Source organism: Shewanella sp. 10N.286.51.B7, assembly GCF_002873615.1.
In the GTDB taxonomy this organism is placed as follows: Bacteria; Pseudomonadota; Gammaproteobacteria; order Enterobacterales; family Shewanellaceae; genus Shewanella; species Shewanella electrodiphila.
The window spans coordinates 21,569-45,891 of sequence record NZ_MCUF01000023.1 but is presented as its reverse complement, the minus strand read 5'-3'; the positions used below and the strand labels follow the sequence as shown (position 1 = coordinate 45,891).

20 protein-coding genes are annotated in these 24,323 nt (G+C 40.4%); 16 read left to right on the top strand and 4 right to left on the bottom strand.

Going from position 1 to position 24,323, the window contains the following annotated elements; translation table 11 throughout:
• The first annotated feature begins 112 nt into the window (after positions 1-112).
• From BCU84_RS05450 to BCU84_RS05415, 8 genes are all read left to right on the top strand, one after another.
• The gene (locus BCU84_RS05450) at positions 113-2,368 is read left to right on the top strand and encodes an ABC transporter permease subunit (protein WP_102527086.1); all 2,256 of its coding nucleotides are present in this window, start codon (positions 113-115) and stop codon (positions 2,366-2,368) included.
• A 58-nt stretch (positions 2,369-2,426) separates the two neighbouring features.
• Positions 2,427-4,085 carry a phosphate ABC transporter permease PstA gene (gene pstA, locus BCU84_RS05445; RefSeq protein ID WP_102527085.1) on the top strand — a complete coding sequence of 553 codons (1,659 nt, stop codon included), beginning with the start codon at positions 2,427-2,429 and terminating at the stop codon, positions 4,083-4,085.
• A gap of 28 nt (positions 4,086-4,113) precedes the next feature.
• A complete protein-coding gene (gene pstB / locus BCU84_RS05440) occupies positions 4,114-4,932 on the top strand; it encodes a phosphate ABC transporter ATP-binding protein PstB (protein ID WP_102527084.1) in 819 nt (272 codons plus the stop codon).
• A gap of 64 nt (positions 4,933-4,996) precedes the next feature.
• The gene (gene phoU / locus BCU84_RS05435; protein ID WP_102527083.1) at positions 4,997-5,707 is read left to right on the top strand and encodes a phosphate signaling complex protein PhoU; all 711 of its coding nucleotides are present in this window, start codon (positions 4,997-4,999) and stop codon (positions 5,705-5,707) included.
• 363 nt (positions 5,708-6,070) lie between these two features.
• Positions 6,071-7,219, top strand: a complete 1,149-nt coding sequence (locus BCU84_RS05430) for a putative sulfate/molybdate transporter (RefSeq protein ID WP_102527082.1) — start codon at positions 6,071-6,073, stop codon at positions 7,217-7,219.
• Between the two features lie 160 nt (positions 7,220-7,379).
• Positions 7,380-8,030, top strand: coding sequence for a DUF502 domain-containing protein (locus BCU84_RS05425; protein WP_102527081.1), 651 nt, complete (start codon positions 7,380-7,382; stop codon positions 8,028-8,030).
• Positions 8,031-8,458: 428 nt separating this feature from the next.
• The gene (locus BCU84_RS05420) at positions 8,459-8,815 is read left to right on the top strand and encodes a YajD family HNH nuclease (RefSeq protein ID WP_102527080.1); all 357 of its coding nucleotides are present in this window, start codon (positions 8,459-8,461) and stop codon (positions 8,813-8,815) included.
• Positions 8,816-9,195: 380 nt separating this feature from the next.
• Complete coding sequence (locus BCU84_RS05415) at positions 9,196-10,731, top strand: M20 family peptidase (RefSeq protein WP_102527079.1); 1,536 nt, start codon at positions 9,196-9,198, stop codon at positions 10,729-10,731.
• Between the two features lie 152 nt (positions 10,732-10,883).
• Here BCU84_RS05415 and BCU84_RS05410 read toward each other — a convergent pair whose 3' ends face one another.
• Entirely contained in the window at positions 10,884-11,114 is a 231-nt protein-coding gene (locus BCU84_RS05410; protein ID WP_102527078.1) for a DUF1289 domain-containing protein, read from the bottom strand.
• A 232-nt stretch (positions 11,115-11,346) separates the two neighbouring features.
• Here BCU84_RS05410 and BCU84_RS05405 point away from each other — a divergent pair, with 232 nt between their 5' ends.
• The 6 genes from BCU84_RS05405 to oleD all read left to right on the top strand — a co-directional run bounded on the left by BCU84_RS05405 (position 11,347) and on the right by oleD (position 18,988).
• The gene (locus tag BCU84_RS05405; protein ID WP_102527077.1) at positions 11,347-12,522 is read left to right on the top strand and encodes a chemotaxis protein; all 1,176 of its coding nucleotides are present in this window, start codon (positions 11,347-11,349) and stop codon (positions 12,520-12,522) included.
• Between the two features lie 12 nt (positions 12,523-12,534).
• Positions 12,535-13,821, top strand: a complete 1,287-nt coding sequence (locus BCU84_RS05400; RefSeq protein WP_102527076.1) for a methyltransferase — start codon at positions 12,535-12,537, stop codon at positions 13,819-13,821.
• Positions 13,822-14,076: 255 nt separating this feature from the next.
• The gene (locus tag BCU84_RS05395; RefSeq protein ID WP_102527075.1) at positions 14,077-15,126 is read left to right on the top strand and encodes a 3-oxoacyl-ACP synthase III; all 1,050 of its coding nucleotides are present in this window, start codon (positions 14,077-14,079) and stop codon (positions 15,124-15,126) included.
• 49 nt (positions 15,127-15,175) lie between these two features.
• Positions 15,176-16,060, top strand: a complete 885-nt coding sequence (locus tag BCU84_RS05390; RefSeq protein ID WP_102527074.1) for an alpha/beta fold hydrolase — start codon at positions 15,176-15,178, stop codon at positions 16,058-16,060.
• Positions 16,061-16,231: 171 nt separating this feature from the next.
• A complete protein-coding gene (oleC, locus tag BCU84_RS05385) occupies positions 16,232-17,890 on the top strand; it encodes an olefin beta-lactone synthetase (RefSeq protein ID WP_102527073.1) in 1,659 nt (552 codons plus the stop codon).
• A gap of 57 nt (positions 17,891-17,947) precedes the next feature.
• Complete coding sequence (oleD, locus tag BCU84_RS05380; RefSeq protein WP_102527177.1) at positions 17,948-18,988, top strand: 2-alkyl-3-oxoalkanoate reductase; 1,041 nt, start codon at positions 17,948-17,950, stop codon at positions 18,986-18,988.
• A gap of 55 nt (positions 18,989-19,043) precedes the next feature.
• Here the strand turns inward: oleD and BCU84_RS05375 are convergent, their stop codons facing one another.
• Entirely contained in the window at positions 19,044-19,592 is a 549-nt protein-coding gene (locus tag BCU84_RS05375; RefSeq protein ID WP_102527072.1) for a sugar O-acetyltransferase, read from the bottom strand.
• 278 nt (positions 19,593-19,870) lie between these two features.
• On the opposite strand from BCU84_RS05375, the gene BCU84_RS05370 reads away from it, so the two are divergent.
• Both BCU84_RS05370 and megL read left to right on the top strand, forming a co-directional pair.
• Positions 19,871-20,356 carry a hypothetical protein gene (locus tag BCU84_RS05370; protein WP_102527071.1) on the top strand — a complete coding sequence of 162 codons (486 nt, stop codon included), beginning with the start codon at positions 19,871-19,873 and terminating at the stop codon, positions 20,354-20,356.
• Between the two features lie 156 nt (positions 20,357-20,512).
• On the top strand, positions 20,513-21,694 hold the full coding sequence (gene megL / locus BCU84_RS05365) for a methionine gamma-lyase (protein WP_102527070.1): 1,182 nt from the start codon (positions 20,513-20,515) through the stop codon (positions 21,692-21,694).
• A gap of 98 nt (positions 21,695-21,792) precedes the next feature.
• Here the strand turns inward: megL and BCU84_RS05360 are convergent, their stop codons facing one another.
• On the bottom strand, positions 21,793-22,233 hold the full coding sequence (locus tag BCU84_RS05360; RefSeq protein ID WP_102527069.1) for a hypothetical protein: 441 nt from the start codon (positions 22,231-22,233) through the stop codon (positions 21,793-21,795).
• Positions 22,234-22,235: 2 nt separating this feature from the next.
• Positions 22,236-24,311 (bottom strand): EAL domain-containing protein, encoded by a 2,076-nt coding sequence (locus BCU84_RS05355; RefSeq protein WP_102527068.1) that lies wholly within the window; start codon positions 24,309-24,311, stop codon positions 22,236-22,238.
• Positions 24,312-24,323 lie beyond the last annotated feature (12 nt).

Below are 24,323 nucleotides of genomic sequence, written 5' to 3'. Positions count from 1 at the left end.
TGGGAATGAAAAACAGTCAGTTTAGGTAAATAAAACAGCTATTTATTTAGTAACACAGCGGATTAAACAATCATAGCGAAATTTCGCTGACGATTAATTATAGAGGTTCTGAATGGAAAGTCAGGTAAGTCAGCCTGGTTCTGAGACGAAAAGTTTGCTTGTCAGCAGACGTACGAATCGAAGAGCATTTACGGATAAGGCAGCTGAAGTCGGAGTAACTGTGGGTGGTACCATGGTTTTTGTCGCTTTGTTGTTGATTTTCTTTTACTTATTGTATGTTATTAAACCTATTTTTGATGGTGCAGATGTTGAGCCTGTTTCAACCATTAGCTATCAAAATACGGATGTAGCAACATTAATGGTCGGTAGTGATGAGCAGAATGAAATCGCTTATCGCGTGACAATTGATGGACAAGTTGATTTTTATTCAGTTGCAAGTAAACAACTAATCCAAAGTTTTAATCCTCCTCTACCGGCGGGTGCAACCGTGGTAAGTAGTACTAAAGCAAAACCGAATGAACAACGTTTTGCACTGGGGTTAAGCTCAGGGGAAGCATTGGTTGTAGGTGTTGATTTTGGTGTGACTTATCCAGACAACGTCCGCACAATTACGCCTCGTTTACGTTATCCACTTGGTGAAACACCGATAATGGTCGACGAAGGTCAACCATTGAACAATTTGGTGTTTGATTATATCGATAGTCGTATTGGCTTTGCGTATCAAGATAATGACGGTGCATGGAAATTGAATCGCCTTGAGGGCGAAGAAAACATGATGACCGAAGAAATTGAATGGTATTCAGATTTAGCGGTGATTGAAGATGCACCAAAAGAGGCTTTCACTGCATTAATGACGCCAGACCATCGCCAATTGATCTTACCGACGTCAGGTAAAATATTTATCTACAGCATCCGCGATACTGATACGCCAAGTTTGCTGCAAGTGATTGATGTAAAAGATGGCAGCAATAAGGTATCTAACGTCAGTTTATTAGCGGGTGCGAGCTCGGTATTAGTTAATTATGAAGATGGCACAATTAGCCAGTATTTTCAGGTAAGTAGCCGCAACGGTCGTTTGTACCAGAAAATTCGCGACTTCGAAATTGACTCGCCTGTGCAAACCATTGCCACAGAATTTTATCGTAAGAGTTTTGCTGTTGTCAGTGCCGAGGGCGAATTATCGCTACTGTATACCACCAGTCAACGTAACTTATTTACTGAAACATTCAATATTGCGCAACCCGGTGAAATGGCCTTCAGCCCTCGCTCAAATGCATTAATCGTTGAAGCGAATAACAGCCTGAATATTTTTGCTGTCGACAATGACCATCCTGAAGTGTCATGGAGCGCATTGTGGCAGAAAGTTTGGTATGAAGGTTACCCTGAGCCACAGTACGTTTGGCAGTCAACATCTGGTTCTGATGATTTTGAAGCAAAACTAAGCTTAATGCCTTTAGCATTCGGCACCATGAAAGCGGCTTTTTATGCCATGTTATTTGCTGTGCCAATTGCTATCGCAGGTGCGATTTACACGGCTTACTTTATGGCACCGAAAGTGCGTAGTGTTGTTAAGCCTACCATTGAAATTATGGAAGCATTGCCAACAGTAATTTTAGGTTTCTTAGCGGGTTTATGGTTAGCCCCATTAATCGAAGACCATTTACCTGGAATATTAGTGTTACTGACATTACTGCCAACCAGTATCTTGGTCAGCGCATTTACTTGGAGCAAGTTACCAGCTAAATGGAAGCAGCGCTTACCTGAAACATATCAAGAGATCATGTTGATCCCAGTGATTTTGTTTGTAGGTTGGTTCTCATTTGAAATCAGCCCAGTGATTGAAATCGCCTTCTTTGATGGTAACACCCGTCAATTTATTACTAATGAGCTAGGGATTACTTTCGACCAACGTAACGCGTTTGTTGTCGGTATTGCGATGGGCTTTGCGGTGATTCCAACGATTTTCTCGATTGCTGAAGATGCGATTTTCTCAGTGCCACGTCATCTATCAAATGGTTCATTAGCACTAGGTGCAACGAACTGGCAGACATTAACACGGGTGGTTTTATTAACAGCAAGCCCAGGTATTTTCTCTGCAGTGATGATGGGGTTAGGGCGAGCAGTAGGTGAAACCATGATTGTATTAATGGCAACGGGTAATACAGCAATCCTTGAGTGGAGTGTGTTTGAGGGTATGCGTACCTTAGCCGCGAACATTGCTGTCGAAATGCCTGAATCAGCCATTGGTAGTTCGCATTACCGCGTATTGTTCCTTGCAGCATTCGTTTTGTTTGTATTTACCTTTGTCTTTAACACCATTGCAGAAGTGGTACGTCAACGTCTACGTGAACGTTACAGCTCACTTTAAGGAATGAAGATGAAAACAATAGTTAATATTTCGCCAATCGCTTTGAGAGGTTCGAGCAATGGGTAAGTGGGTTAAATCAGGATCTCCATGGATATGGATGACTGGTGGTGCAGTAAGTATCAGTTTGATTGCAGTACTGGGTTTGTTGTTGTTGATTGCTTGGCGTGGCTTAAGTTACTTCTGGCCTGCTGACATTTATCAATGGCAACTTGAAGATAACAATGGAGTTAAATCAACGCTAATAGGCGAGATCTACGACCGTGAAGAAGTGCCCACTGAACGCTTAATCTCAGCGGGTCACAAGTTTAATGAACATCCGGGTGAGTTTGTCACTCGCTACCTTGTGAAAACAGGTAACCGTGAGTTTGTAGGCTTAGATTTCCGCTGGATTTTAGCAACTGACATTGTTAGTCGTGAAAAGCCTGAAGATATAGCGATGTTTGAGCGAACTAAAAATGGTAATTTTTATGGTTACCCTGTTGCTGTTATCGAAGATGGCCAACGTTTATCGCTTGATGGCGAGCAAATCGAAACGTCATTAGAAGAACATATTGAACGTTCTGTTGATATCGGTGAGCAAGCGCTTAAACTACAAAAGTCTGAAATTGGTTCAGTTAACTATGCGCTAGAGCGTCTTCGCTTAAAAGAGCGTGGATTAGAGTTAGATGGCAAGTTAACCCCTGAACTAAAAGCAGATTTAGACGCACAAGCTGAGCAGTTAAACCAAGACTACTTAGTGATGGAAAAAGACTTGTTTGCATTGCGTGATGAAGCAGCAAGAGATTCTGTCATTATCCGTGATATGCGCGGTGAAGAAGTTACCTTAAAGTTAGATTCAGTCTTAGATGTGAGTTATGTCAACCGCATGAACAGCTTTGATAAAGTGGTTCATTGGTTTGTGGGAATAGGTCGCTTTGTTAGCCACGACCCACGTGAAGCGAATACTGAAGGTGGGGTATTCCCAGCTATCTTTGGTACCGTGTTCATGGTGATGCTGATGGCTGTGATTGTGACGCCATTTGGTGTGATTGCCGCGATTTACTTACATGAATATGCTAAAAAAGGCCCAATTACTAAGATGATCCGTATTGCGGTGATTAACTTAGCGGGTGTGCCATCTATCGTATACGGTGTGTTTGGTTTAGGCTTCTTTGTTTATATGCTTGGTGGCTCGTTAGATCAGCTATTTTATCCTGAAGCATTACCTGCACCGACATTTGGTTCGCCAGGTGTGATTTGGTCTGCACTGACCTTAGCTATTTTGACATTGCCAGTTGTGATTGTATCGACTGAGGAAGGCTTAAGCCGTATCCCAAGTGCAGTACGTCAAGGCAGTTTAGCGTTAGGTGCGACAAAGTTTGAAACCTTATGGCGCATTATTATTCCAATGGCAAGTCCTGCGATTATGACAGGCCTTATTTTGGCTGTAGCTCGCGCAGCGGGTGAAGTCGCGCCATTGATGTTAGTGGGTGTGGTAAAACTTGCACCGACGTTACCGATAGATATGAACTTCCCGTTTATCCATTTAGAACGTAAGTTTATGCATTTAGGTTTCCATATTTACGACGTTGGCTTCCAAAGTCCTAACGTAGAAGCGGCTAGACCACTGGTTTACGCTACTTCATTCTTATTAGTATCTGTGATTGTGACACTTAACTTAACAGCTATTAGTGTGCGTAATCACTTACGTGAAAAATTCCGTTCGCTAGAACATTAATTAGCGATATCCTGAGGAAAAAAGAAAAATGATTTCTATTGATCAAAGCGCTATTAAATCTGAAGTTGTCGATTTAGCTAACCTACCTGCACAGGATACTGCGCTAGAAATTCGTAACTTAGATTTACGTTATGGTGATAAACAAGCTCTATTCGATGTGAGCATGAAAATCCCGAAAAACCAAGTGACAGCATTTATTGGCCCAAGTGGTTGTGGTAAGTCAACATTATTACGTTGTATTAACCGTATGAATGACTTAGTTGAAACCTGTCATACAAGTGGTGAGATTTTACTTCACGGTCAAAATATTTATGACAAGCAAGTCGACGTTGCTGCGCTTCGTCGTAATGTTGGTATGGTGTTCCAGCGTCCTAACCCGTTTCCTAAGTCAATTTATGAAAATGTGGTTTACGGGCTACGTTTACAAGGTGTAAGTAATCGTCGTGAACTTGACGAAGCAGCTGAACGTTCACTGCGCGGCGCGGCAATTTGGGATGAAGTGAAAGACCGTTTACATGATAACGCATTTGGTTTATCTGGTGGTCAGCAACAACGTCTAGTGATTGCCCGTGCAATTGCTATTGAACCAGAAGTTTTGTTACTTGATGAACCAACATCAGCATTGGATCCAATTTCAACATTAACGATTGAAGAGCTAATTACTGAGCTAAAATCAAAGTACACAGTGGTTATCGTTACGCACAACATGCAACAAGCTGCGCGTGTATCTGATCAAACTGCCTTCATGTACATGGGCGAGTTAATTGAGTACGCTGATACCAATACTATCTTTACGACGCCCAAAAAACGTAAGACAGAAGATTACATTACGGGTCGTTACGGCTAACTAGTACAGGCATTAATAGCCGAGACTTCGGTCAATATTTTAAAGAATAAAGGTTGATACAGTAATGGAAAACAAAAGTTTAAATAAGCATATTTCTGGTCAGTTTAATGCTGAATTAGAAGATATCCGTAACCGTGTTTTAGCTATGGGCGGTTTAGTTGAGCGTCAGCTTGAAGAGTCACTTGATGCACTTGCATCACTTGACGCAGAGCTTGCGCAAAAGGTGATTGACGGCGATCACAGAGTCAATGGCATGGAAGTATCTATTGATGAAGAATGTACCCGTATTATTGCTAAGCGCCAACCTGCTGCCAGTGATTTACGTTTAATTATTACGATTGGCAAAACCATTACTGATCTAGAACGTATTGGCGATGCTTGTGTACGTATTGCAAAGGCTGCTTTAGATAAGCGTTTAAATAATCAACAGCCATTACTTGTGAGCATTGAAAACATGGGGCGTCATGCAACGCGCACACTCCATGCAACACTTGATGCGCTAGCGCGTATGGATGCTGACAATGCACTTGAGCTGCACAAAGAAGATGCTAAGCTAGACAAAGAATATGAAGGCATTATCCGTCAGCTCATGACTTACATGATGGAAGATCCTCGCTCTATTCCAGCGGTATTAGACGTACTTTGGGCTGCTCGTGCGGTTGAACGTGTCGGTGACCGCTGTAAGAATATCTGTGAGTACATTATCTTCTTCGTGAAAGGTAAGGATGTTCGCCATACTTCTTATGAAGACATGGAAAAAGATTTAAACATGTAAACTGATTGGTTTGCATCTCAAAGCCCTTAATGAAAATTAGGGGCTTTTTTGTTGGCTAAGCCTAAACAAAAGCACTAAGCAACAGCCCTAAACACAAGCCCTAATCAATAACCCTAAACAGCAGCAATAAACATTTGCAGTAAACCTTAAATAAGAGATCTTAAGCAATAAGCACATACCCAAAGCAAAATAAAATACAGTTAGAGTTGGACAAAATGACCTTGTCTGAATATTAAAATTGAGTCACTTTGTCGCACTATTTTTTGTAAGTCACTAACATCACGATATTTTTTGAATTCGATCACAGAAATAATTGGCATTTAAATTGCTATCTTTATATATCCAATCCCTGCGGCAAGATATATGAGATGTAAGACCCATAGCTTAAATAACGTCAACAAACTTTCAGGAGAGTTAAGCGGTGCATTCGCTGACTTAGGTACCTTCCTTCCACTTGTATTAGGCCTGATTGCGCTGAATCAATTCTCACCCCAAGGCATATTTCTTGGCTTTGGCTTTTTTGCGCTTTTTACCGCATTTTATTATCGAAGGCCCATTCCAACTCAGCCGATGAAAGTCATCAGTGCGCTGGTCATTGCTGAAGGCCTGACGCCTGGGATGTTACAAGCTTCGGCAATGTTAATGGGCGTCATATTACTGATATTGGCATACAGTGGCATCATTCAATGGATGGCAAAGCAACTATCACCCGCGATTAGTATTGGCATCCAATTAGCTATTGGCATTCAGTTAATGTGGATGGGTGGCTTTATGATGAGTGAAACTTGGGGCGTAGGCTTACTTGCTTTCGCGGCATTATTTTTAAGTCGATTTATGCCAATGCAATACATTGTCATGCCCTTGGTTATCTTTTTTGGCATAGTTTGGCAGTATCTGAGTCAAAGTGCCCCTAGTTTTAATTTCGCACAGGCAGCGCCTTGGCATTTTAGCTGGCCAGAGAGCTATGAATGGAGCTCGGCAGCTGTACTATTGGTCTTGCCGCAATTAGCACTCACCTTAACTAATGCGGTGATTGCGATTTCTGCAATGGCAAAAGATAAATTTCCTGAAGATAGCGATAAGTTTACCCCACAAGCTTTTGCAAAAAGCTCGGGTTGGACCAATTTATTAATGGCGCCATTTGGCGGTGCAGCAATGTGCCATGGCGCTGGCGGGTTAGCTGTGCAGTATCATTTTGGTGCGCGTACCTGGTTAGCACCAGCAATATTTGGCGCCACTTGTGTGCTGATAGCTATTTTTTGGGGGCAGGGGATTGCCACTGTTCTTTCGTTAATCCCACTTGCTGTGCTTGGTAGCTTACTTGCAATTGCTGGCACCCAATTAGCCTGGTCTAAACGATTCATTGATGGCAAACCATTTTGTATATTCGTAATTTTTACCACTGCGTTAGCTTGCCTTGCGATTAATACAGCAGCAGGTTTAGCAGTTGGTGTCGTATTAGAGCTAGGACGTCACCAATGGCAATCACTATCCACGCCAAAGACAAAATGACGTTGCTTATTGGCTTAGCAGTTCAGCCGCTTAGTAGGTTCTGTGCGTGACAGTGATCACAATGTCATGTTTGCTTAATTAGTCATGGGGTATATGCGAAGTGACTAATGAGCAAACTGTGTTAACATTTTCGTCTTGATTCTTCTTTTCCGTGAGCTAAATGAAAAATACCCTGTCCCGTGGCTTGACCAATTTACTTCCTATGGTGTTAAGCCTTTGGCTATTTTGGTCGCTATTCATTTCGTTAGATGGATTAGGCCATTTACTACTGGATATTGTTGAGCTTGATAACACTTTTGTCGGTGCGGGGTTTATCTTAGTTGCGGTGTTAGTGTTTATTTCAGGTCTGCTGTTTTCTTTTAGCCCATTCGCTTGGCTTTACGGCTGGCTTGAACAGCAGTTAATGAAGTTTCCTTTGTTTAAATCTGTATATGGCAGTATCCGAGATATTGCAGGTTTGATGAAACGCGACGGAAAACCGAAAAACCAAAAGACGGTATTAATTAAACAAGCAAATGGTGGCTATGTCGTTGGCTTTATTATGAATCAAACAGCGCCAAAACCATTGACTGATGCGCTACCTGAAGGGGAATGGGTGCCGGTTTTATTCCAGTTAAGTTACCAAATGGCCGGTGTCACTAGTTTAGTAAAACGTGAAGATTTAATTGAAGTGGATTGGTCTTTTGAAGATGCGATGCGTTTTAATTTAACAGCAGGGATTTCCGCTAAATCGATAACGGCTGTGAATGACAAAAAAGCCATTAAAACGGCTAACGCTGAACAAGATGCCCCTGCAGATAAACCGCAATAACCACTTATCTTTTGTCATCATCAGCTTGTGACAATATTCATAATTTATAGCATTAATGATTAAAGTATTACCCTTTGTCATTAATGTTAATGAGCCTCTATAGGCTTTTATCCAGTGTGGGTGGCTGTGTTTTTTGAACAAGAAAATGTCGTCAAATATGCAATAACCGGTTTCAAAAATAAACCGCACTAATAAGTGTCATTTTATTTTTATTAACTCAATCTCGTTCAGCTTGAAAGAAAATGTTGGCCATTTTGTTTGTCAGTCATCATTAAATTCAGTTTGTGATAGAAAACATTGCCCCGAGTGTTAACTGAGATTATTCTTGGGGTAATGTTTTAGAACTAATCAATGTTGTTTCATCAATCCATGTTTCATCAATCCATGTTTCATCAATCAATGTTTCATCAACCAAAGTTGGAAAGTCGATGTCGGGCACACAAAGTAAATTAGATAAAGTATTAGCGGAAGCAAGAGAGTATAAAGCCAGCCGTGAAAAGGGATATCGCGAGCAAGCGTTAAAACTATATCCTTGGGTGTGTGGCCGTTGTACCCGAGAGTTCACCCATAAAAATTTATCAGAGCTGACAGTGCATCATGTGGATCATAACCATGATAACAATCCATCAGATGGTTCTAATTGGGAGTTATTGTGTTTGTATTGCCACGATAATGAACATTCTCGTTTTGAAGAGTTGATCCGTTACGGCAGCACTACCGAAGTTAAACAAGAAGCGGCGACATATAATCCGTTTGCTGATTTAAAAGCAATGATGAAAAAGTAGTATTGTTTGCTCATATCTAAACAAAAAGCTCATATTTATATGGGCTTTTTTTTTTGCATTTTATTGCGAACCTGATTTGTGTTCATATTCATCCAAGGTATTGAATTAACGAATAAATGGTTGAATTGGATTAACTCAGTTATTGCATCATAATCGTGGCTTAACCATGTTAATGGTGATTATTTGAAAAGGATTTAACCGACAGCCCGCTTGATAAGTAAATCTCAGACTTATGGTTAAATTTTGACTATATTTGTAGCGTCTAGTGCGTCATTATGGTTTCACTGGCTATCGCGATAATTGTTGAAAGCAATATATTTGGACATCGCAAACTGATCAGATAAATATGGACTTACTACTCAACTTATAAGGGAATATGCATGTTTAGTTATACTAAAATTTTTACTGGGCTTATTTCAGCAATCGCCTTGAGCGCCGGAGTTTCAGTGTGCGCAGCTAGCGAACAAGAATTTTCATCAATGCAGATGAAAAATGTTGAAAAAGTTGAGGTCAAAGTCGACCTCGATGGCGCTGCAAAACGTTTATCAAAGGCGGTCACCTTTAAAACCATTTCTAATCAAGATCGAAACGATTTTGATGCCAAAGCTTTTACCGATTATCACGCGTACCTCGAGAAAAGTTATCCTAAGGTACATGCCAAATTGAAAAAGGAAGTGTTAGGAGATCCTCGACCTTACAGTTTGCTCTATACATGGGAAGGCACAGACCCAACATTACAACCGGCACTTTTTTATGCTCATCAAGATGTAGTACCTGTACCTGCCGATTCAAGAGATCAATGGAAAGCCGATCCTTTTGCCGGCACCATTAAAGATGGCTACATTTGGGGAAGGGGATCATTAGATGATAAAAACCAGATCCATGCCATTTTAGAAGCGGCTGAAATGAAGATAACAGAAGGTTGGCAGCCATCACGCACGTTATATTTTGTATTTGGACAAGATGAAGAAGTAGGCGGGCCTGAAGGTGCTAGGTACATTGCCGATGTTTTAGAAAAACGTGGTATTGAAAGATTTGCATTCGTAATGGATGAATCGGCACCAATTACACCGGGTATTTTCCCTGGGATTAAAGAAAATACCGCACTTATTGGAATTGCCCAGAAAGGCTTCATAAGTCTAGAATTGTCGATTAATGGTATTGGTGGACATTCATCAATGCCACCAGAGGAGTCAAATATTGGTATTGTCGCTGAAGCGATAACCAAATTAGAGAAAGCCCAATTCCCTTACCGAATTCACCCTGCTGTGCGGGCTCAGTACCGCTACATGGGACCTGAATTAGATAAAGCGAATCAGCCTTTATACTCGGCTGTAGCATTTGGTAAAGATGGCGAAGTTACCCCGTTGGAGCAAGAGTTCATTGACCTAATGTCAAAGAATGAACTGACACGAGCCATGATCCACACCACCATTGCAGTTACTATGTTTAATGCAGGGATTAAGGATAATGTATTGCCACCAACAGCTGCAGCTATAGTCAATTTCAGACCAATGCCAGGTGATACTCCAGAAGTTATTATTGCTCATGTGAAAAAAGCAATAGCAGACGAGCGCATTGAAATTAAAGATATTTCAGCGTCAACACCTGCAACCAATGTTGCCAATGCAGGTGGCCCTGGTTACAAAATGCTGGAAAAAACCATTCGCCAAACTTGGGGGAATGACTTAATCGTGTCACCATTTTTTGTGGTCGGTGGATCTGATTCTAAACATTTTCAAGCCAGAAGCTTTGCACCTGATGTATATACTATGACAGCGATTCAATTAGAAAATACTGAAGAGTTTAAAGGCTTTCATGGCGTTAATGAGCGAATTTTAGTTAAAGAATACGGTCGCTCAATTGGTTTTTTCTATACGTTATTTAATAACTTAGAACAGTTAAAAAATAAATAGTCATTTAAAAGAGCATGAGCAATTAATGTTGATTCATGCTCTTTTTACATATCTAATGTTTAGTTATGAGTAAAAGGTAAACATGACAATAATGAGCTAAACTTTTTATTAATCTAACCGTTCACTATTTAAATCTGTTCGTTATCCTATCTTTAAGCTTGTTCAATTTCCGTCTGGGCTTTTATCCACTTATCACGGCTAATGATCTGGCTATTATTACCACCTTTCATTTGCTCTTTTCGCTGTGGTAGTTGTTGCCATACCGCTTGTTTTTTCTCTTCACTGGCTTGTCCCCAGCCAACAATTTCATTGATGTGTCTAAAACACCCCATACAAAAATCATCATCGTTCAGCCCGCACTTGGCAACACATGGTGAGTGCATATAAACATCCTATAATTAACAGTTAAAGGCGCAATTACGCTGATATATTTATGAATAACACTAGACACTAAACGTCATAAAAATTAGTCTCGTGTGAAATTAAATATATTATATATCAGTTAGTTACTTTTAATGCTCGCTTGTCTAATTATTGTGTTTGATGTAAACGCATTAGACTAATTATTGTTAGCTTGGAATAACTAAATTGCTAAGAATTGGTGTGGAGAATACCATGAAATCATCGCTATGTTCAGCAGTAAAACGTGGCTCTTTTATGTTGTTGATGAGTTTAAGCTTAGTGTTAATGACAGGTTGTTCATTACTTGAAGTTAAGCTTGAGAGTGGCGTAGAGCCGCTTCCTAAAGAGCAAATTAACATGAGAATGTTTAGCCGAGAGTTTAGTTATAGTTTCTATACTCAGGTAGAGGCGAGTGCCGATTTGATTGCTAATGGCACTGACGATGTTGCTATAAAATCAAATACTTTGATGTGGAAAATTTACTCTGAGCAAAACCTTCAGCGTGCTATTTTTCAAGCATCTCCAGTTGCCGCAATGGTAGATACATGGGTGTTTACCGAGCAGATGAATCAATACTTTTCTGACGGCGCAGGTAGCGATGTATTTGGACAGCAACAATCAATCGCCATTGAAGCTAGCCAGATGCTGTCGACTAAATTTGCTAAAACCGTAAAAGGCTTTGTTGATCCAAGCAGTTTTAGAAAGCATCAAGCATTTGTAAAACAATATGTTGCTGATAATCCAATTAAAGATATCAGTTTTAGCCGTTCTTCTGCTTTTCAAGATTGGTTAACTTATAGCAATATTTCTGAATTTGAAGCCATAACCACTTTTGGTTCGATGCCTGAAGTGATGAGTGATATGTCCGATAGAATGGCCATGACGACTCAGCAAATGCCTAAAATTCTAGGCTGGAAAGCGGAGCTGTATGCTTTGCATGCTGATGTAAATGCAGCAGATGTAGAACAAGCCCTTAAAAATATCAGTGAGACTACTGTTAAATTTCAAGCGTTAATGGAGCAAACGCCTGAGATGATGACCATGTTGGCGACGGATATGCGCACTGAACTTAGCCCTTTACTGGCAGAGTTAAGTGAGTTAACCGATGATAAAATACAGCAACTCAGTAAAGAGCGTGAAACCTTAACTCTGCTACTGACTAATGAGCGTGAAGCTTTAGTCGAAATGGTCACCAGAGAACGGATTGCTGCAGTGCAAGATATTGATGACTTGACCCAGAAAACAGTTGAGCAAGTGTTTAAGCAAATCACTGAAACTCTTAAAAGTTTGATTTTGTATTTCATTTTGTTCTTAATCGCGGTATTTTTTGCGCCATTAGGATTCGGTGTCTGGTTAGGCAAACGAATGGCTGTTAAAAAACAAGCATAAAAGGGTTCAGTATTGTCTATTTGTTCAGCTAACACGCTTAAGCTTGCGCAGATCAGTGAATGTTTATCGTCACTCAAGGCTCTGTGGCAAGTAAAAGCGTTTGAATGCGAGGTTTTGCCTTGGCAACAAGCGTTTCCGAAGTTAGCAAAAACGGTATGGCAAATAGATGACGCTGATATTGAGACACTAGATCTTGAGCAACAAAACTTAGTTAATTATTTACTGCCGAGTTTAATAGAAGATTTATCGTCAAACTCTTGTTTAAAATGGAGTGAACAAGAGCTTGCCGCGTTGTTGACTGAAGGCATTACGGCTAGTTGTATCGATAATACTAATCAAAGCGAGACATCGAGCCATCAGCCGATTGACTTACAACTTACTGAAACAGAGCTGAGTCATTTTAGTGCCCATATTAAAGGCCGTAAATGGCAACAGATCACTCAGTTTGCAGCACATGTTCCAAATGATCGCCTACCGATTGTAGAGTGGTGTGCAGGTAAAGGACATTTAGGGCGATATCTCGCCAAAAGCCGTAACTTGCCGGTGACCAGTTTAGAATGGCAACAAAACTTGTGCGATCAAGGTCATGAGTTTGCTCAACATTGGCAATTACAACAGCAGTTTCGTTGCACCGATGTATTTAAGTTATCTGAGAATCCTTTAAAGGCTGAGCAACATGCCATTGCACTGCATGCATGCGGTGATTTACATGTGAGGTTAATTGATTTGGCCGTTCAGTCATCTACACAAGCCATTTCATTTTCACCTTGTTGTTATCATTTAATTGAAGCGCAGCAATATCAGCCGCTTTCTGATGTGGCTAAACAAGCGGGTTTTACGCTTTCTCGCCATGATTTGCAGTTGCCTCTGCAGCAAAGCGTTATCGCCAATGAAAGGCTGTTAACGTTAAGGCATCAAGAAGTTGCTTGGCGTTTGGGCTTTGATAGCCTGCAAAGAGCCGCATCAGGTAATAAATGCTACTTACCTATCCCAAGCATTAAACGTAGTCAGCTTTCAGGTCGTTTTGTGGACTTCTGTCATTGGGCAGCTGTACAAAAACAGGTCGATATAACCGCGGTTGCAGATATTGAACACTATTTAGAAATCGGTAAGCAAAGACAAAGACTGACACAGAGAATTGATCTGGTCGCACATCTGTTTAGGCGCGTTTTAGAACAGTGGTTAATTTTAGATAGAATGTGTTTTTTAGAACAACATAACTACCAAGTGGATGTGCTTGAATTTTGTTCGAACAGTATTACCCCAAGAAATAGCCTTATTCAGGCTAAAAAACGATAATTGATTTTTTGTTTGTTCAAATAGTTAGCTAACTTGCTGTTATATAGTTTTAAATTGCTAGCTTAAGACTTAAACAAACTCATGCCATCACAAAATTAACTGCCATAAACTGTGGCGTAGGTAGATTTATCTACGACTAAAAGTGGTTTTATATTGAATATTTGGGTTTTTCTTGCTCAAATGGCGGGTTAATAACAAATACCAATAAATATGGTTGCTGTAAGCGACCTTAAAGTGAGCGATTGATACGGTTTCATGAAATATTCCCGCGTTTTTATTAATAGTATGGCTTATGAGTTAGCACCCCAAGTGGTGTCTAGCCTAGACCTAGAATCTCGTCTTGCGCCGCTTTATCAAAAGTTTCGTATTCCAATGGGGCAATTAGCTGCATTAACTGGTATCAAAGAACGTCGTTGGTGGCCAAAAGGCTATCGATTATCTGACGGCGCATTATGTGCAGCGCGTAAAGCTGTAGATGAAACAGGTATCAGTGTGAGTGATTTAGGTGCTGTGGTTTACACCGGTGTCTGTCGCGACCAACATGAACCTGCTACGGCTTGTCGTGTTGCGGCTGAACTAGGTGTTTCTAAAGATACTGCGATTTACGATATCAGTAACGCATGTCTTGGCGTGCTATCAGGCATTTTAGATATTGCTAACCGCATTGAGTTAGGACAAATCAAAGCTGGCATGGTGGTTTCGTGTGAATCTGCCCGCGATATCGTTGAAGTCACTATCGACAATATGTTGAATGAGCCGACGATGCAAAACTTTGCTCAGTCATTGGCGACGCTAACTGGTGGCTCCGGTGCTGTTGCGGTTATTTTAACCGATGGCAGCTTACCGCTTAAAAATACCCGTCAGCATCAACTGTTAGGTGCGAGTCATTTATCTGCTCCTGAGCACCATGAGTTATGTCAATGGGGCCTTCAGGAAACGAGCCAGAAGCTGTATCGTGAGTTTATGCGCACTGATGCCGTTACACTACTCAAAGAGGGTGTTGATTTAGCTAAGCATACTTGGGAGCACTTCTTGACTCAACGTGATTGGGTTGTAGAGCAAGTTGATAAAGTGATTTGTCACCAGGTTGGCGCATCTAATCGCAAGCAAGTTTTAAATGCACTCAACATTTCTCATGAAAAAGAATTTCCTACCTATGAAACACTCGGCAATATGGGCACAGTGTCTTTACCTGTGACCGCAGCGATTGCCCATGATCAAGGGTTCTTGAAACTCGGCGATCAAGTGAGTTTTCTAGGAATAGGCAGTGGATTGAACTGTATGATGCTTGGCATCAAGTGGTAGTCATCTAACTGGTTATTTAACAGTATTATAAGAATTATTAGGAAGCATCATGTTAGAAAATCTGTTGCCTTTTGACAGCCATTATTTAGACCGAAATGGTAATAAATTACATTACGTCAACGAAGGTCAAGGTGAGCCAGTTGTTATGGTTCATGGTAATCCTAGTTGGAGTTATTACTACCGTAACTTAGTAACGGCATTAAGCCCAACCCATCAGTGTATTGTACCTGATCACATTGGTTGTGGTTTATCAGATAAGCCTGACGATCCACAATACGATTACACCTTAAAAAATCGTATTGATGATCTAGAAGCCTTGCTTGATAGTCTTGATGTGAAAGAAAACATTACCCTAGTCGTGCACGATTGGGGTGGCATGATCGGTATGGGTTACGCAGCTCGTTACCCTGAAAGAATTAAACGTTTAGTCTTTTTAAATACTGCAGCGTTTCATTTACCTGAAACCAAGCCTTTTCCTTGGGCATTATGGGTTTGCCGTGAAACGATATTAGGTACATTTTTGGTAAGAGGCTTTAATGCTTTTTCATCCATTGCCTCTTATGTGGGTGTTAAGCGTAAACCGATGTCAAAAGAAGTGCGTGAAGCCTATGTTGCGCCGTTCAATAACTGGAAAAACCGTATTTCAACATTACGTTTTGTACAGGATATTCCATTAAAGCCTGAAGACCGTAATTACCAGTTAGTGTCTGACATCAGTGACAGCTTAACTAAGTTTTCTGATGTACCGACCTTAATTTGTTGGGGACTTCAGGATTTTGTTTTTGATAAGCACTTTTTAGACAAGTGGCGTCAACATATGCCTCATGCGCAGGTGCGAGAGTTTGATGACTGTGGTCATTATATTCTGGAAGATGCGACTGAAGATGTGATTGGGCTTATTCAGCACTTTATGGCTGAGCAGCCAAAGGCTTAACTTGTTAGAGTGAATAAAGTAAGGGCATCGTAATGATGCCTTTTTACTTTATAGCGTTAGCTGAACTTCGAAAGTCATTACTCTTAATACAGTGATACTTAAGCAATGAATCAGTTAACAATGATAATGTTATAAAAGAGAACCTTAAATCGTATTCATGACAGTGAGCTTATGACTATAAATACAGCCAATATCTGCCAGCATTTATCTCATGCTGCGAAACACATTCCCACTGAACTTGCTGTTGCTGTACAAACGGCTCAATCCGGTTCACTTTCATATCAAGAAATTGACTTTAAAGCCTTAGATGCTGACTCTGACGATATGGCCTATCGGCTAAATGCTGCTGGGATTCAAACGGGGATGAAAGCGGTATTGATGGTGACACCGAGTATCGATTTTTTTGTGCTCACTTTTGCGCTATTTAAAGCAGGGATTATTCCGATTTTGGTGGACCCTGGAATGGGGGTTAAGAACTTAAAGCAATGCTTTGAAGAAGCCAAGCCCGACGTTTTTATTGGTATTTCGAAAGCGAATATTGCCCGTAGGGTATTAGGTTGGGGTAAGTCTTCTGTAAAGCATTGTTTGAATGTTGGTGGCAGTGGACTAGAGCGCTGGTTGGCGGGGGCAAAAAATATTGATAGCTTGCCTAAAGCCGTGCTTAATACGCCATATCCAATACAGCTTCTTGATAACAGTCAAATGGCGGCAATATTGTTCACCAGTGGCAGCACTGGTACGCCTAAAGGTGTGGTGTACAGCCATGCAATGTTTGAGGCGCAAATTCAGGCATTAAAGCATGATTATGGCATTAAACCTGGCGAGCGAGATTTAGCGACCTTCCCATTATTTTCGTTATTTGGGCCAGCACTTGGTATGGCGTCTATTGTACCTGCCATGGATGCCAGTAAACCGATAACGGCTAACCCTGATTATCTTTTTGCTGCGATTGAAAAGTATCAATGCTCAAATATGTTTGTTAACCCAGCTTTACTAGAACGATTAGGTCAAGCGGGGGAGCAAAAAGAGCATAAGTTACCGAGTGTTAAGCGAGTTATTTCAGCCGGCGCACCAGCGACAATTTCATCCATTAAACGATTCAGTCAGATGTTATCTGAAGGCGTTGAAGTGTTAAACTCTTATGGCGCGACTGAGTCTTTACCTATCAGTATGATGCCGAGCTCAGCGTTATTTGATACCACTGAGTCCACTGATAACGGTAAAGGGATTTGTGTTGGCAAGCCAATAGATGGTGTTGATATTGCCATTATCGATATTACCGAAGATGTGATCAGTCAGTGGGATGAATCATTACCCCTGAACAGTGGTGAAATCGGTGAGATTGTCGTAAAAGGCCCAATGGTCAGTGAGAGTTATTACCAGCGAGACGCAGCAACAGCTTCGGCTAAAATTGCCGATGGCGATATTGTTCGTCACCGAATGGGTGACGTGGGTTATCTTGATGATGCAGGTCATTTATGGATGTGTGGCCGTAAAGCCCATCGGGTAGATAGCAATAAACGTTATTTTTCGATTCCTTGTGAGCGAGTGTTTAACACTCATCAACAAGTCAAACGCTCTGCACTGGTTGCTATTGAAGTTAATGGCGCCACTGTGCCGTTATTATGTGTTGAACTTGATAAAGGGATTGTCTGCTCAACCAGTAAACTACTCTATCAAGAGTTGCTTGATATCGCTGAAAAATACCCTCATACAACAGGAATTCATCGCTTCCTTATTCATCCTGACTTTCCGGTTGATGTGCGTCATAACGCAAAAATATTCCGTGAAAAGCTCAGTGTCTGGGCACAAAAGCAATGGAAGGAATAACTTGTGACTGTTAATCAACCGTCTTTATCTTCAGATAAAAATCAAAAGAGCCCATTAATGTTTGATGACTTATTAGTACAAGAACAACAAGCGTTAACAGCGCTTAAAGCATCAGCTAAACGGGTTTTTGTGACCGGTGCTGGTGGTTTTTTAGGTAAAACCATTTGTAAAAGATTACGTGCCGCACAAATCGAAGTTGTGGGTTTTTCCCGCGGTGATTATCCCGCGTTAACTGACATGGGCGTAACTATGTTTCAGGGGGATATAGCTGACTATGAAAGTGTATTGTCTGCAATGCAAGATTGCGACTTAGTATTTCATGTTGCTTCAAAAGCTGGGGTTTGGGGCAGCAGAGACAGCTATTTTGAGCCAAACGTAAATGGTACTGCCAATATTATTCGCGCTTGTAAGGCATTAAATATTAAACGCTTAGTTTATACCAGCACCCCAAGTGTGACCTTTGCAGGTGAAGATGAGTCAGGTATTGATGAATCAGCCCCTTATGCCAAATCCTATTTGAATTATTACGGTCACTCAAAAGCCATAGCTGAAAAAATGGTGTTAGACGCTAATAATACTGAGTTTAAGACCACAGCATTAAGACCTCATTTGATATGGGGCCCAGAAGATCCTCATCTTGTGCCACGTGTCATCGCGCGAGCTCAAATGGGTAAGCTTAAACTAGTCGGTAAACAGGATAAATTGGTTGATACCATTTACGTTGATAACGCCGCTTATGCCCACATTTTGGCCGCGAATGATTTAAATGCTGCTTCAAATGCCGCAGGTAAGGCCTATTTTTTAAGTAATGATGAGCCAATTACAATGGCTTCAATGCTCAACAAAATTCTTGCTTGTGTCGATATCGGCCCCGTTTCAAAGCGAGTGCCAGCAGGCGTTGCTTATACTGCTGGCGTGGTGTTAGAAACCGTTTATGGTTTGCTCAACAAACAACAAGAACCGATTATGACGCGTTTTGTGGCAAGGCAACTGTCAACTAGCCATTATTTTGATATTAGTGCAGCGAAACAAGATTTTGGTTATCAAGCCTTAATTAATATTGATGAAGGGATGAAACGACTTAAAAAATCATTATAAATCAAAATGAGCAGAATGATTTAATGACGAATTGACCTAAAATATTAATACTTTCTTAGGTGAGCGCTTTAATAAATTTACAAGGGTTGCCGGCAAAAACACCATTGCCGGCAATATCTTTTGTTACGACGCTTCCAGCGCCGATCACGGCATTATCGCCAATGGTTATACCCGGTAATATAGATACATTGCCGCCTAACCACACATCATCTCCAATCGTTATCGGCTTTCCATATTCAGTCATGCGCCTTGCAATGGCATCCAGAGGATGAGTTGCTGTAGATAACATTACATTGGGGCCAAACATCACATTGTTACCTATTTTGACCTGACATACGTCTAGGATGACTAAGTTGTGGTTTGCATAGAAATTATCGCCTACTTCAATGTTTATGCCGTAATCACAGAAGAAGTTCGCTTCTATATGGCATTTTCCCTTAGGTGATATCAATGCTTTTAATACGTTTGTGCGCTGTTCTATTTCTGATGGACATAGTTGATTAAATTGATGGCATAGCTTCTTTGCATTGGCTCTTAATTCAAGTAACTCAGGTTCCCAAGCATCATAGGACTGACCTGCAAGCATCTTTTCTTTTTCTGTCATTGTGAACTCCATTCTCAATGTTTTATGAACTCAGTGATGGCTTATGAACTTAGTGATGATTTATGAGCTTAGCGATGATTTCTGAACATATCGACTATCGCTATAGGGCGAATATTTTATTGTGGCAGATTATCAACTTTAGATCCTTTCTGCCTGTCATTCCATTCACTTAATCAGTTCTATAGCATTAGGATAATGCCAGTAGACTTAAGTCGGCTATACCTAAGCGGGCGAAACGTTAACATGATGCCTTTGAATTAGTTAGAAAGGAAAAATTAATGGCAGCTAAACGCGGGTTAACACTAATAATTAAACTGATATTCAGTTTGGCAATGATTGTCGCCAGTCCCCATATTCGTGCTGAAGAGCATTCAGATGATGCCATTAAAAGTGAAAGCGTAAATAACCAAAATCAATTGGTTGGAAGTTGGACCCTGAGCTCTGGAAAGTATCTCAACGATAAAGGAAAGTGGATCAATTATCAGGACTTAAACCTCAGCGCGATAAAAGTGATTTCGCAGAATTATTTTAGCTTTACCACAATGCAAACCTCTTCGGGCGTGAAAACGTTTTGGGCTGCAGGTACAGGTAAGTATCAACTGACTCAGCAGCATTATACCGAATTTCCATCGTTAAACTCTTTCAATGTTAAAGAAGGGGAGTCATTTACCTTTTCTTATAAATTGGTCGGTAATGAGTGGCATACAGAGCGCTTTGAAGCTGGAGTGTTGTCAGAGGTTGAAGTTTGGAAAAGACTGGATTGATTGGCTTTGAGAGCGACTGTAACACATGATTTACGATATTGTTGAATGAAAAAACAACTCCAAGGATTGGTTAAATTATCAACCAATGTATCTTAAATTCTTAACCGCTAATTTAAACAAATAATATTCTAATGAATAGCGGGCAGGGAGAGCAAGATGCAAAAAAAATGGGATTTAGCCACGTTAGCAATTCATGGTGGGCATAAAAAAGAACAGTTTGGCGCGTTAGTGACACCACTGTATCAAAGCGCCACTTTCGTATTCGACAATGCACAGCAAGGTGGAGCACGTTTTGCTGGTGAAGAACCTGGATATATTTATACACGACTCGGTAATCCGACAACCGATGAGTTAGAACGCAAAATGGCTTTACTTGAAGGCGCAGAAAGCGCGGCCGCATGCGCATCTGGTATGGCAGCTGTTTCTGCTGCATTAATGACACATCTTAAAGCTGGCGATCATCTTGTTGCATCAAATGTTGTATATGGCTGCACCTTTGCATTACTAAACACTCAATTAACCCGATTTGGCATCGATGTCAGCTTTGTGGATTTTACGGATACATTGGCAGTGGAAGCAGCAGTGCAGCCAAACACAAAACTGGTGTTTTGTGAAACACCAGTAAACCCACATTTAGAAGTTTATGATTTACGCGCTATCGCAGATATTGCTACGCGTAATGGACTGGTTAGTATTGTAGATAATACTTTCATGACACCACTTTTACAGCAGCCATTATCCATGGGGATTGATATGGTGGTACATAGCGCAACCAAATATTTAAATGGTCATGGGGATGTTATTGCTGGCATTGTTTGTGGTAGTAAAGAACATATTGATGGGCTAAAGCACGACATTTTGAAAGATTTTGGTGGTGTTATGTCTCCCCACGATGCATGGCTCATTTTAAGGGGCTTAAAAACCCTTGATGTAAGATTGACCCGACATTGTGATAGCGCTGAAATAATCGCTAACTTTCTCGAGAATCATCCTCAAATTAGCCAAGTATTTTATCCAGGGCTTAAATCACATCAAGGACATGTGTATCTTGGCAAACAAATGAAACGTGCAGGCGGGGTGATCGCATTCGAGTTAAACGGTGACATGAAGACAGCGATTAATTTTGTTAACGCTTTATCTCTATTCACAATAGCTGTCAGCTTAGGGGATGCAGAATCATTAGTGCAACACCCTGCATCAATGACTCATAGTGCATACTCTCCTGAAGCCAAAGAAGAAGCTGGGATCACTGATAACTTATTACGCATTTCTGTGGGGCTAGAAAATGTGGAAGATTTGATCGCTGATATCGAGCAAGCATTTATTAAAGGTAATTGAAATAAATAAGCCCGCTATTAGCGGGCTTATGTGTATTTGGCTTAAGTTAACTGCGGCCTAGGTTGAACACGGCTTATATTAACTAAGGCTCAGGTTAATTAGTTGGTAGAAACGGTTTCTGCACCACCGCCAGAACCACCACCAGAACCAATGGCACCAGGTGCTGGAGCTGAACCAAATGAACCACCACCGGCAGTTAATGTTTCTTCTACCGCTTTGGCAACGATAGAAGGGTCGACACCATTCGCAAGCGCAATAGCCAGTATTTCATCTGGGTCCATACCTGAAGCCGCCGCAGAGGCAAGAACCTGAATTATCATTTCTTCATTGCCATCGGTTGCTTGTATCGCTAAAGCAAGAATTTCACCAGCATCTTCAGGGGTTGCGTTAAATTGTGCTAATGCATACTCCGCAAGTGATACTCCTTGTTCATTTGCTTGAGTGACACCGGCTACGAATTCGGTTTCGGTTACTGCAGCTATTCCATTACTGGAAACCATTGCTGATAAAAGTAATAAACTTAGCTTTAAGTTACGCATCATTATTCCTTAATTTGTGTCGAAGTATTAAATCTATTAAGTAAAAGTATAGTCTCTATTTCGCCCTCTTTGGAAGAGACGATAGTATTATAATGACTCACAGGGTACAGCCCATTCCCTTGCAAACCATCAATATTCATTTGTAAACAGTGAGTTGAAATGGTTATATTTTCAACGTGGGGAGCAATTATTTTTATTCCAATACCGTGACATATTTGTGTTACGGTTTGGACAAAAAAACGAGAGTCAGCTTCTTCCAGATCTCTAATATAACCGCCATCCAGTTTGATATAGTCAATATCCATGTTTTTGATATAAGAAAAAGAGCTTAAGTTGGCACCAAATCGTTCAAGGGTTATTTCAATGCCCATTTGTTTAGCTCGACTGATAAACTGCTTGGTAGACTCAACAGATGCCATTGCTGCTGATTCATTAATTTCAAAAATTAACTGAGGAAGCTGTGCTTTATGTTGTTGGTATATTTGAAATAACCAATTGGTGAATGATTCATCGTGAATAGCGCTATTACCAATGTTAATGGCAATTTTAGCCTGTTTAACTTTTAATAATTTATGAAAAATAAAGCTCACAACAGCCTGCTCTAACTCGCTAGATAAGTGTAATCGCTCTGCCATGGCGAAAACTTCAGGAGTGGAGAAAACTTCATCTTCTAGTTTAAATCGCAGAAACGATTCAACATACATCAGATCTTTTTGGTTATTAATAATCGGTTGCAGCATTAGTTCGAAAATACTGTCCAGTTCGTGCATATTCTCAAGATTTCGTTGAGTATTGTTAGATGATGAATAAGCGATAAATTGCTTTAAAATTTCTAACCATTTGATTCTTGAGTGACCTTGACTATCAGATGCTGTAATTTGATTGTTTTGAGTATTTAAATAATATTGCTGGGTGGCAATCTCTGTATCGCATCGTTGAACAGCACAAGTAAATGACTCTGATAAGTCTACTTTCGTAGACACATGTTTAGCGAACCCTTGAGGATATTGTGTATTACTTGCAAGGCTGATTGACTCATTTAATGAACTGTTTAGTTGTTCTGCTTCATTGGATGACATTAGCGATAAAATAATAAATTCTGAGCCTGACACCCTGAACATCGTAATTTGATTGAAAGGCGTTATTTGTTTTTTAAATAGGTTTGCCGCTTCTGTAATATAATTGTCTCCAGCGCTGTAACCTTCAGAATCATTGATTTGCTTCAATGATGTCATTGAAATGAGGTTCATGTATAAAGCCGAACCGGTTTCATTCGCTTCGACAATGTAAGAGTCAAACCTTTTTAACAATGCTCTGCGATTGGGTAAATCAGTCTGACTATCTAAGTAGACTTGTTTTGATAACGATTCTGCCAATTGTGTTTGTTCTTGAAAAGTTTGGCGAATATTTTCGACCATTTTATTAAGCGCATTGACTACAGCTCTTAATTCCGTGGTGTAAGGAATTTCAGAATTAATTTCGAATTGTTTTGTTGCAACAGCATTTGCTTGTCTTTCAATTCCTTTTAAAGGATATAAAACCGCTTTTAATATGAAGAAACCTGCAATTAATGCGATACATAATTGCATGCAGGTTATCCATAAAATATTTTTACTATGATTCCATAAGGTGTTGTAGGCCGAACCTGAGTGAGATTGAACCTTGATTTTTCCAGCTATAACCCAGCCATTAGAGACTTCGCTTGTCATTACTGGTGGTGATAATAAAAATAGCTTGATAAACCAGTTGGGTATATGTTGCGTGCCGTGTGGGTTAGTTCTTGAAAAAATTATTTTTTCATTAAGATCATAAAATGCTATCGATTGATAATAACCTGAATCAAATAGTGCGTTTGTCATCGTTTTTGCGATAACTAACTCCTCTTCATCCATATAAGGCGAAATAGAGAGGCCTAAACTATGTGCAGCGTCTTGTGCATGTGAGGAAAGTTGGTCTTCGAGATAGGTCTGCATACTCGTTATATTGTTATAAAGAGATGCACTAAAGGTAAAAATAGTTAAACAAGCAATTAATAAATAAAGCTGTGTTTTTAAAGATAACCCTTTCTTAATGCTCACTACTTTGCTCCT

What these genes read in the sequence shown, in the direction of transcription:
- BCU84_RS05370 (WP_102527071.1), top strand. Translation starts at nt 19,871, where the DNA reads ATGGCAGCTAAACGCGGGTTAACACTAATAATTAAACTGATATTCAGT.
- megL (WP_102527070.1), top strand. Translation starts at nt 20,513, where the DNA reads ATGCAAAAAAAATGGGATTTAGCCACGTTAGCAATTCATGGTGGGCAT.
- pstB (WP_102527084.1), top strand. Translation starts at nt 4,114, where the DNA reads ATGATTTCTATTGATCAAAGCGCTATTAAATCTGAAGTTGTCGATTTA.
- BCU84_RS05450 (WP_102527086.1), top strand. Translation starts at nt 113, where the DNA reads ATGGAAAGTCAGGTAAGTCAGCCTGGTTCTGAGACGAAAAGTTTGCTT.
- BCU84_RS05360 (WP_102527069.1), bottom strand. Translation starts at nt 22,233, where the DNA reads ATGCGTAACTTAAAGCTAAGTTTATTACTTTTATCAGCAATGGTTTCC.
- BCU84_RS05405 (WP_102527077.1), top strand. Translation starts at nt 11,347, where the DNA reads ATGAAATCATCGCTATGTTCAGCAGTAAAACGTGGCTCTTTTATGTTG.
- BCU84_RS05430 (WP_102527082.1), top strand. Translation starts at nt 6,071, where the DNA reads ATGAGATGTAAGACCCATAGCTTAAATAACGTCAACAAACTTTCAGGA.
- BCU84_RS05390 (WP_102527074.1), top strand. Translation starts at nt 15,176, where the DNA reads ATGTTAGAAAATCTGTTGCCTTTTGACAGCCATTATTTAGACCGAAAT.
- oleD (WP_102527177.1), top strand. Translation starts at nt 17,948, where the DNA reads ATGTTTGATGACTTATTAGTACAAGAACAACAAGCGTTAACAGCGCTT.
- BCU84_RS05410 (WP_102527078.1), bottom strand. Translation starts at nt 11,114, where the DNA reads ATGCACTCACCATGTGTTGCCAAGTGCGGGCTGAACGATGATGATTTT.
- oleC (WP_102527073.1), top strand. Translation starts at nt 16,232, where the DNA reads ATGACTATAAATACAGCCAATATCTGCCAGCATTTATCTCATGCTGCG.
- BCU84_RS05425 (WP_102527081.1), top strand. Translation starts at nt 7,380, where the DNA reads ATGAAAAATACCCTGTCCCGTGGCTTGACCAATTTACTTCCTATGGTG.
- pstA (WP_102527085.1), top strand. Translation starts at nt 2,427, where the DNA reads ATGGGTAAGTGGGTTAAATCAGGATCTCCATGGATATGGATGACTGGT.
- BCU84_RS05420 (WP_102527080.1), top strand. Translation starts at nt 8,459, where the DNA reads ATGTCGGGCACACAAAGTAAATTAGATAAAGTATTAGCGGAAGCAAGA.
- phoU (WP_102527083.1), top strand. Translation starts at nt 4,997, where the DNA reads ATGGAAAACAAAAGTTTAAATAAGCATATTTCTGGTCAGTTTAATGCT.
- BCU84_RS05415 (WP_102527079.1), top strand. Translation starts at nt 9,196, where the DNA reads ATGTTTAGTTATACTAAAATTTTTACTGGGCTTATTTCAGCAATCGCC.
- BCU84_RS05395 (WP_102527075.1), top strand. Translation starts at nt 14,077, where the DNA reads ATGAAATATTCCCGCGTTTTTATTAATAGTATGGCTTATGAGTTAGCA.
- BCU84_RS05375 (WP_102527072.1), bottom strand. Translation starts at nt 19,592, where the DNA reads ATGACAGAAAAAGAAAAGATGCTTGCAGGTCAGTCCTATGATGCTTGG.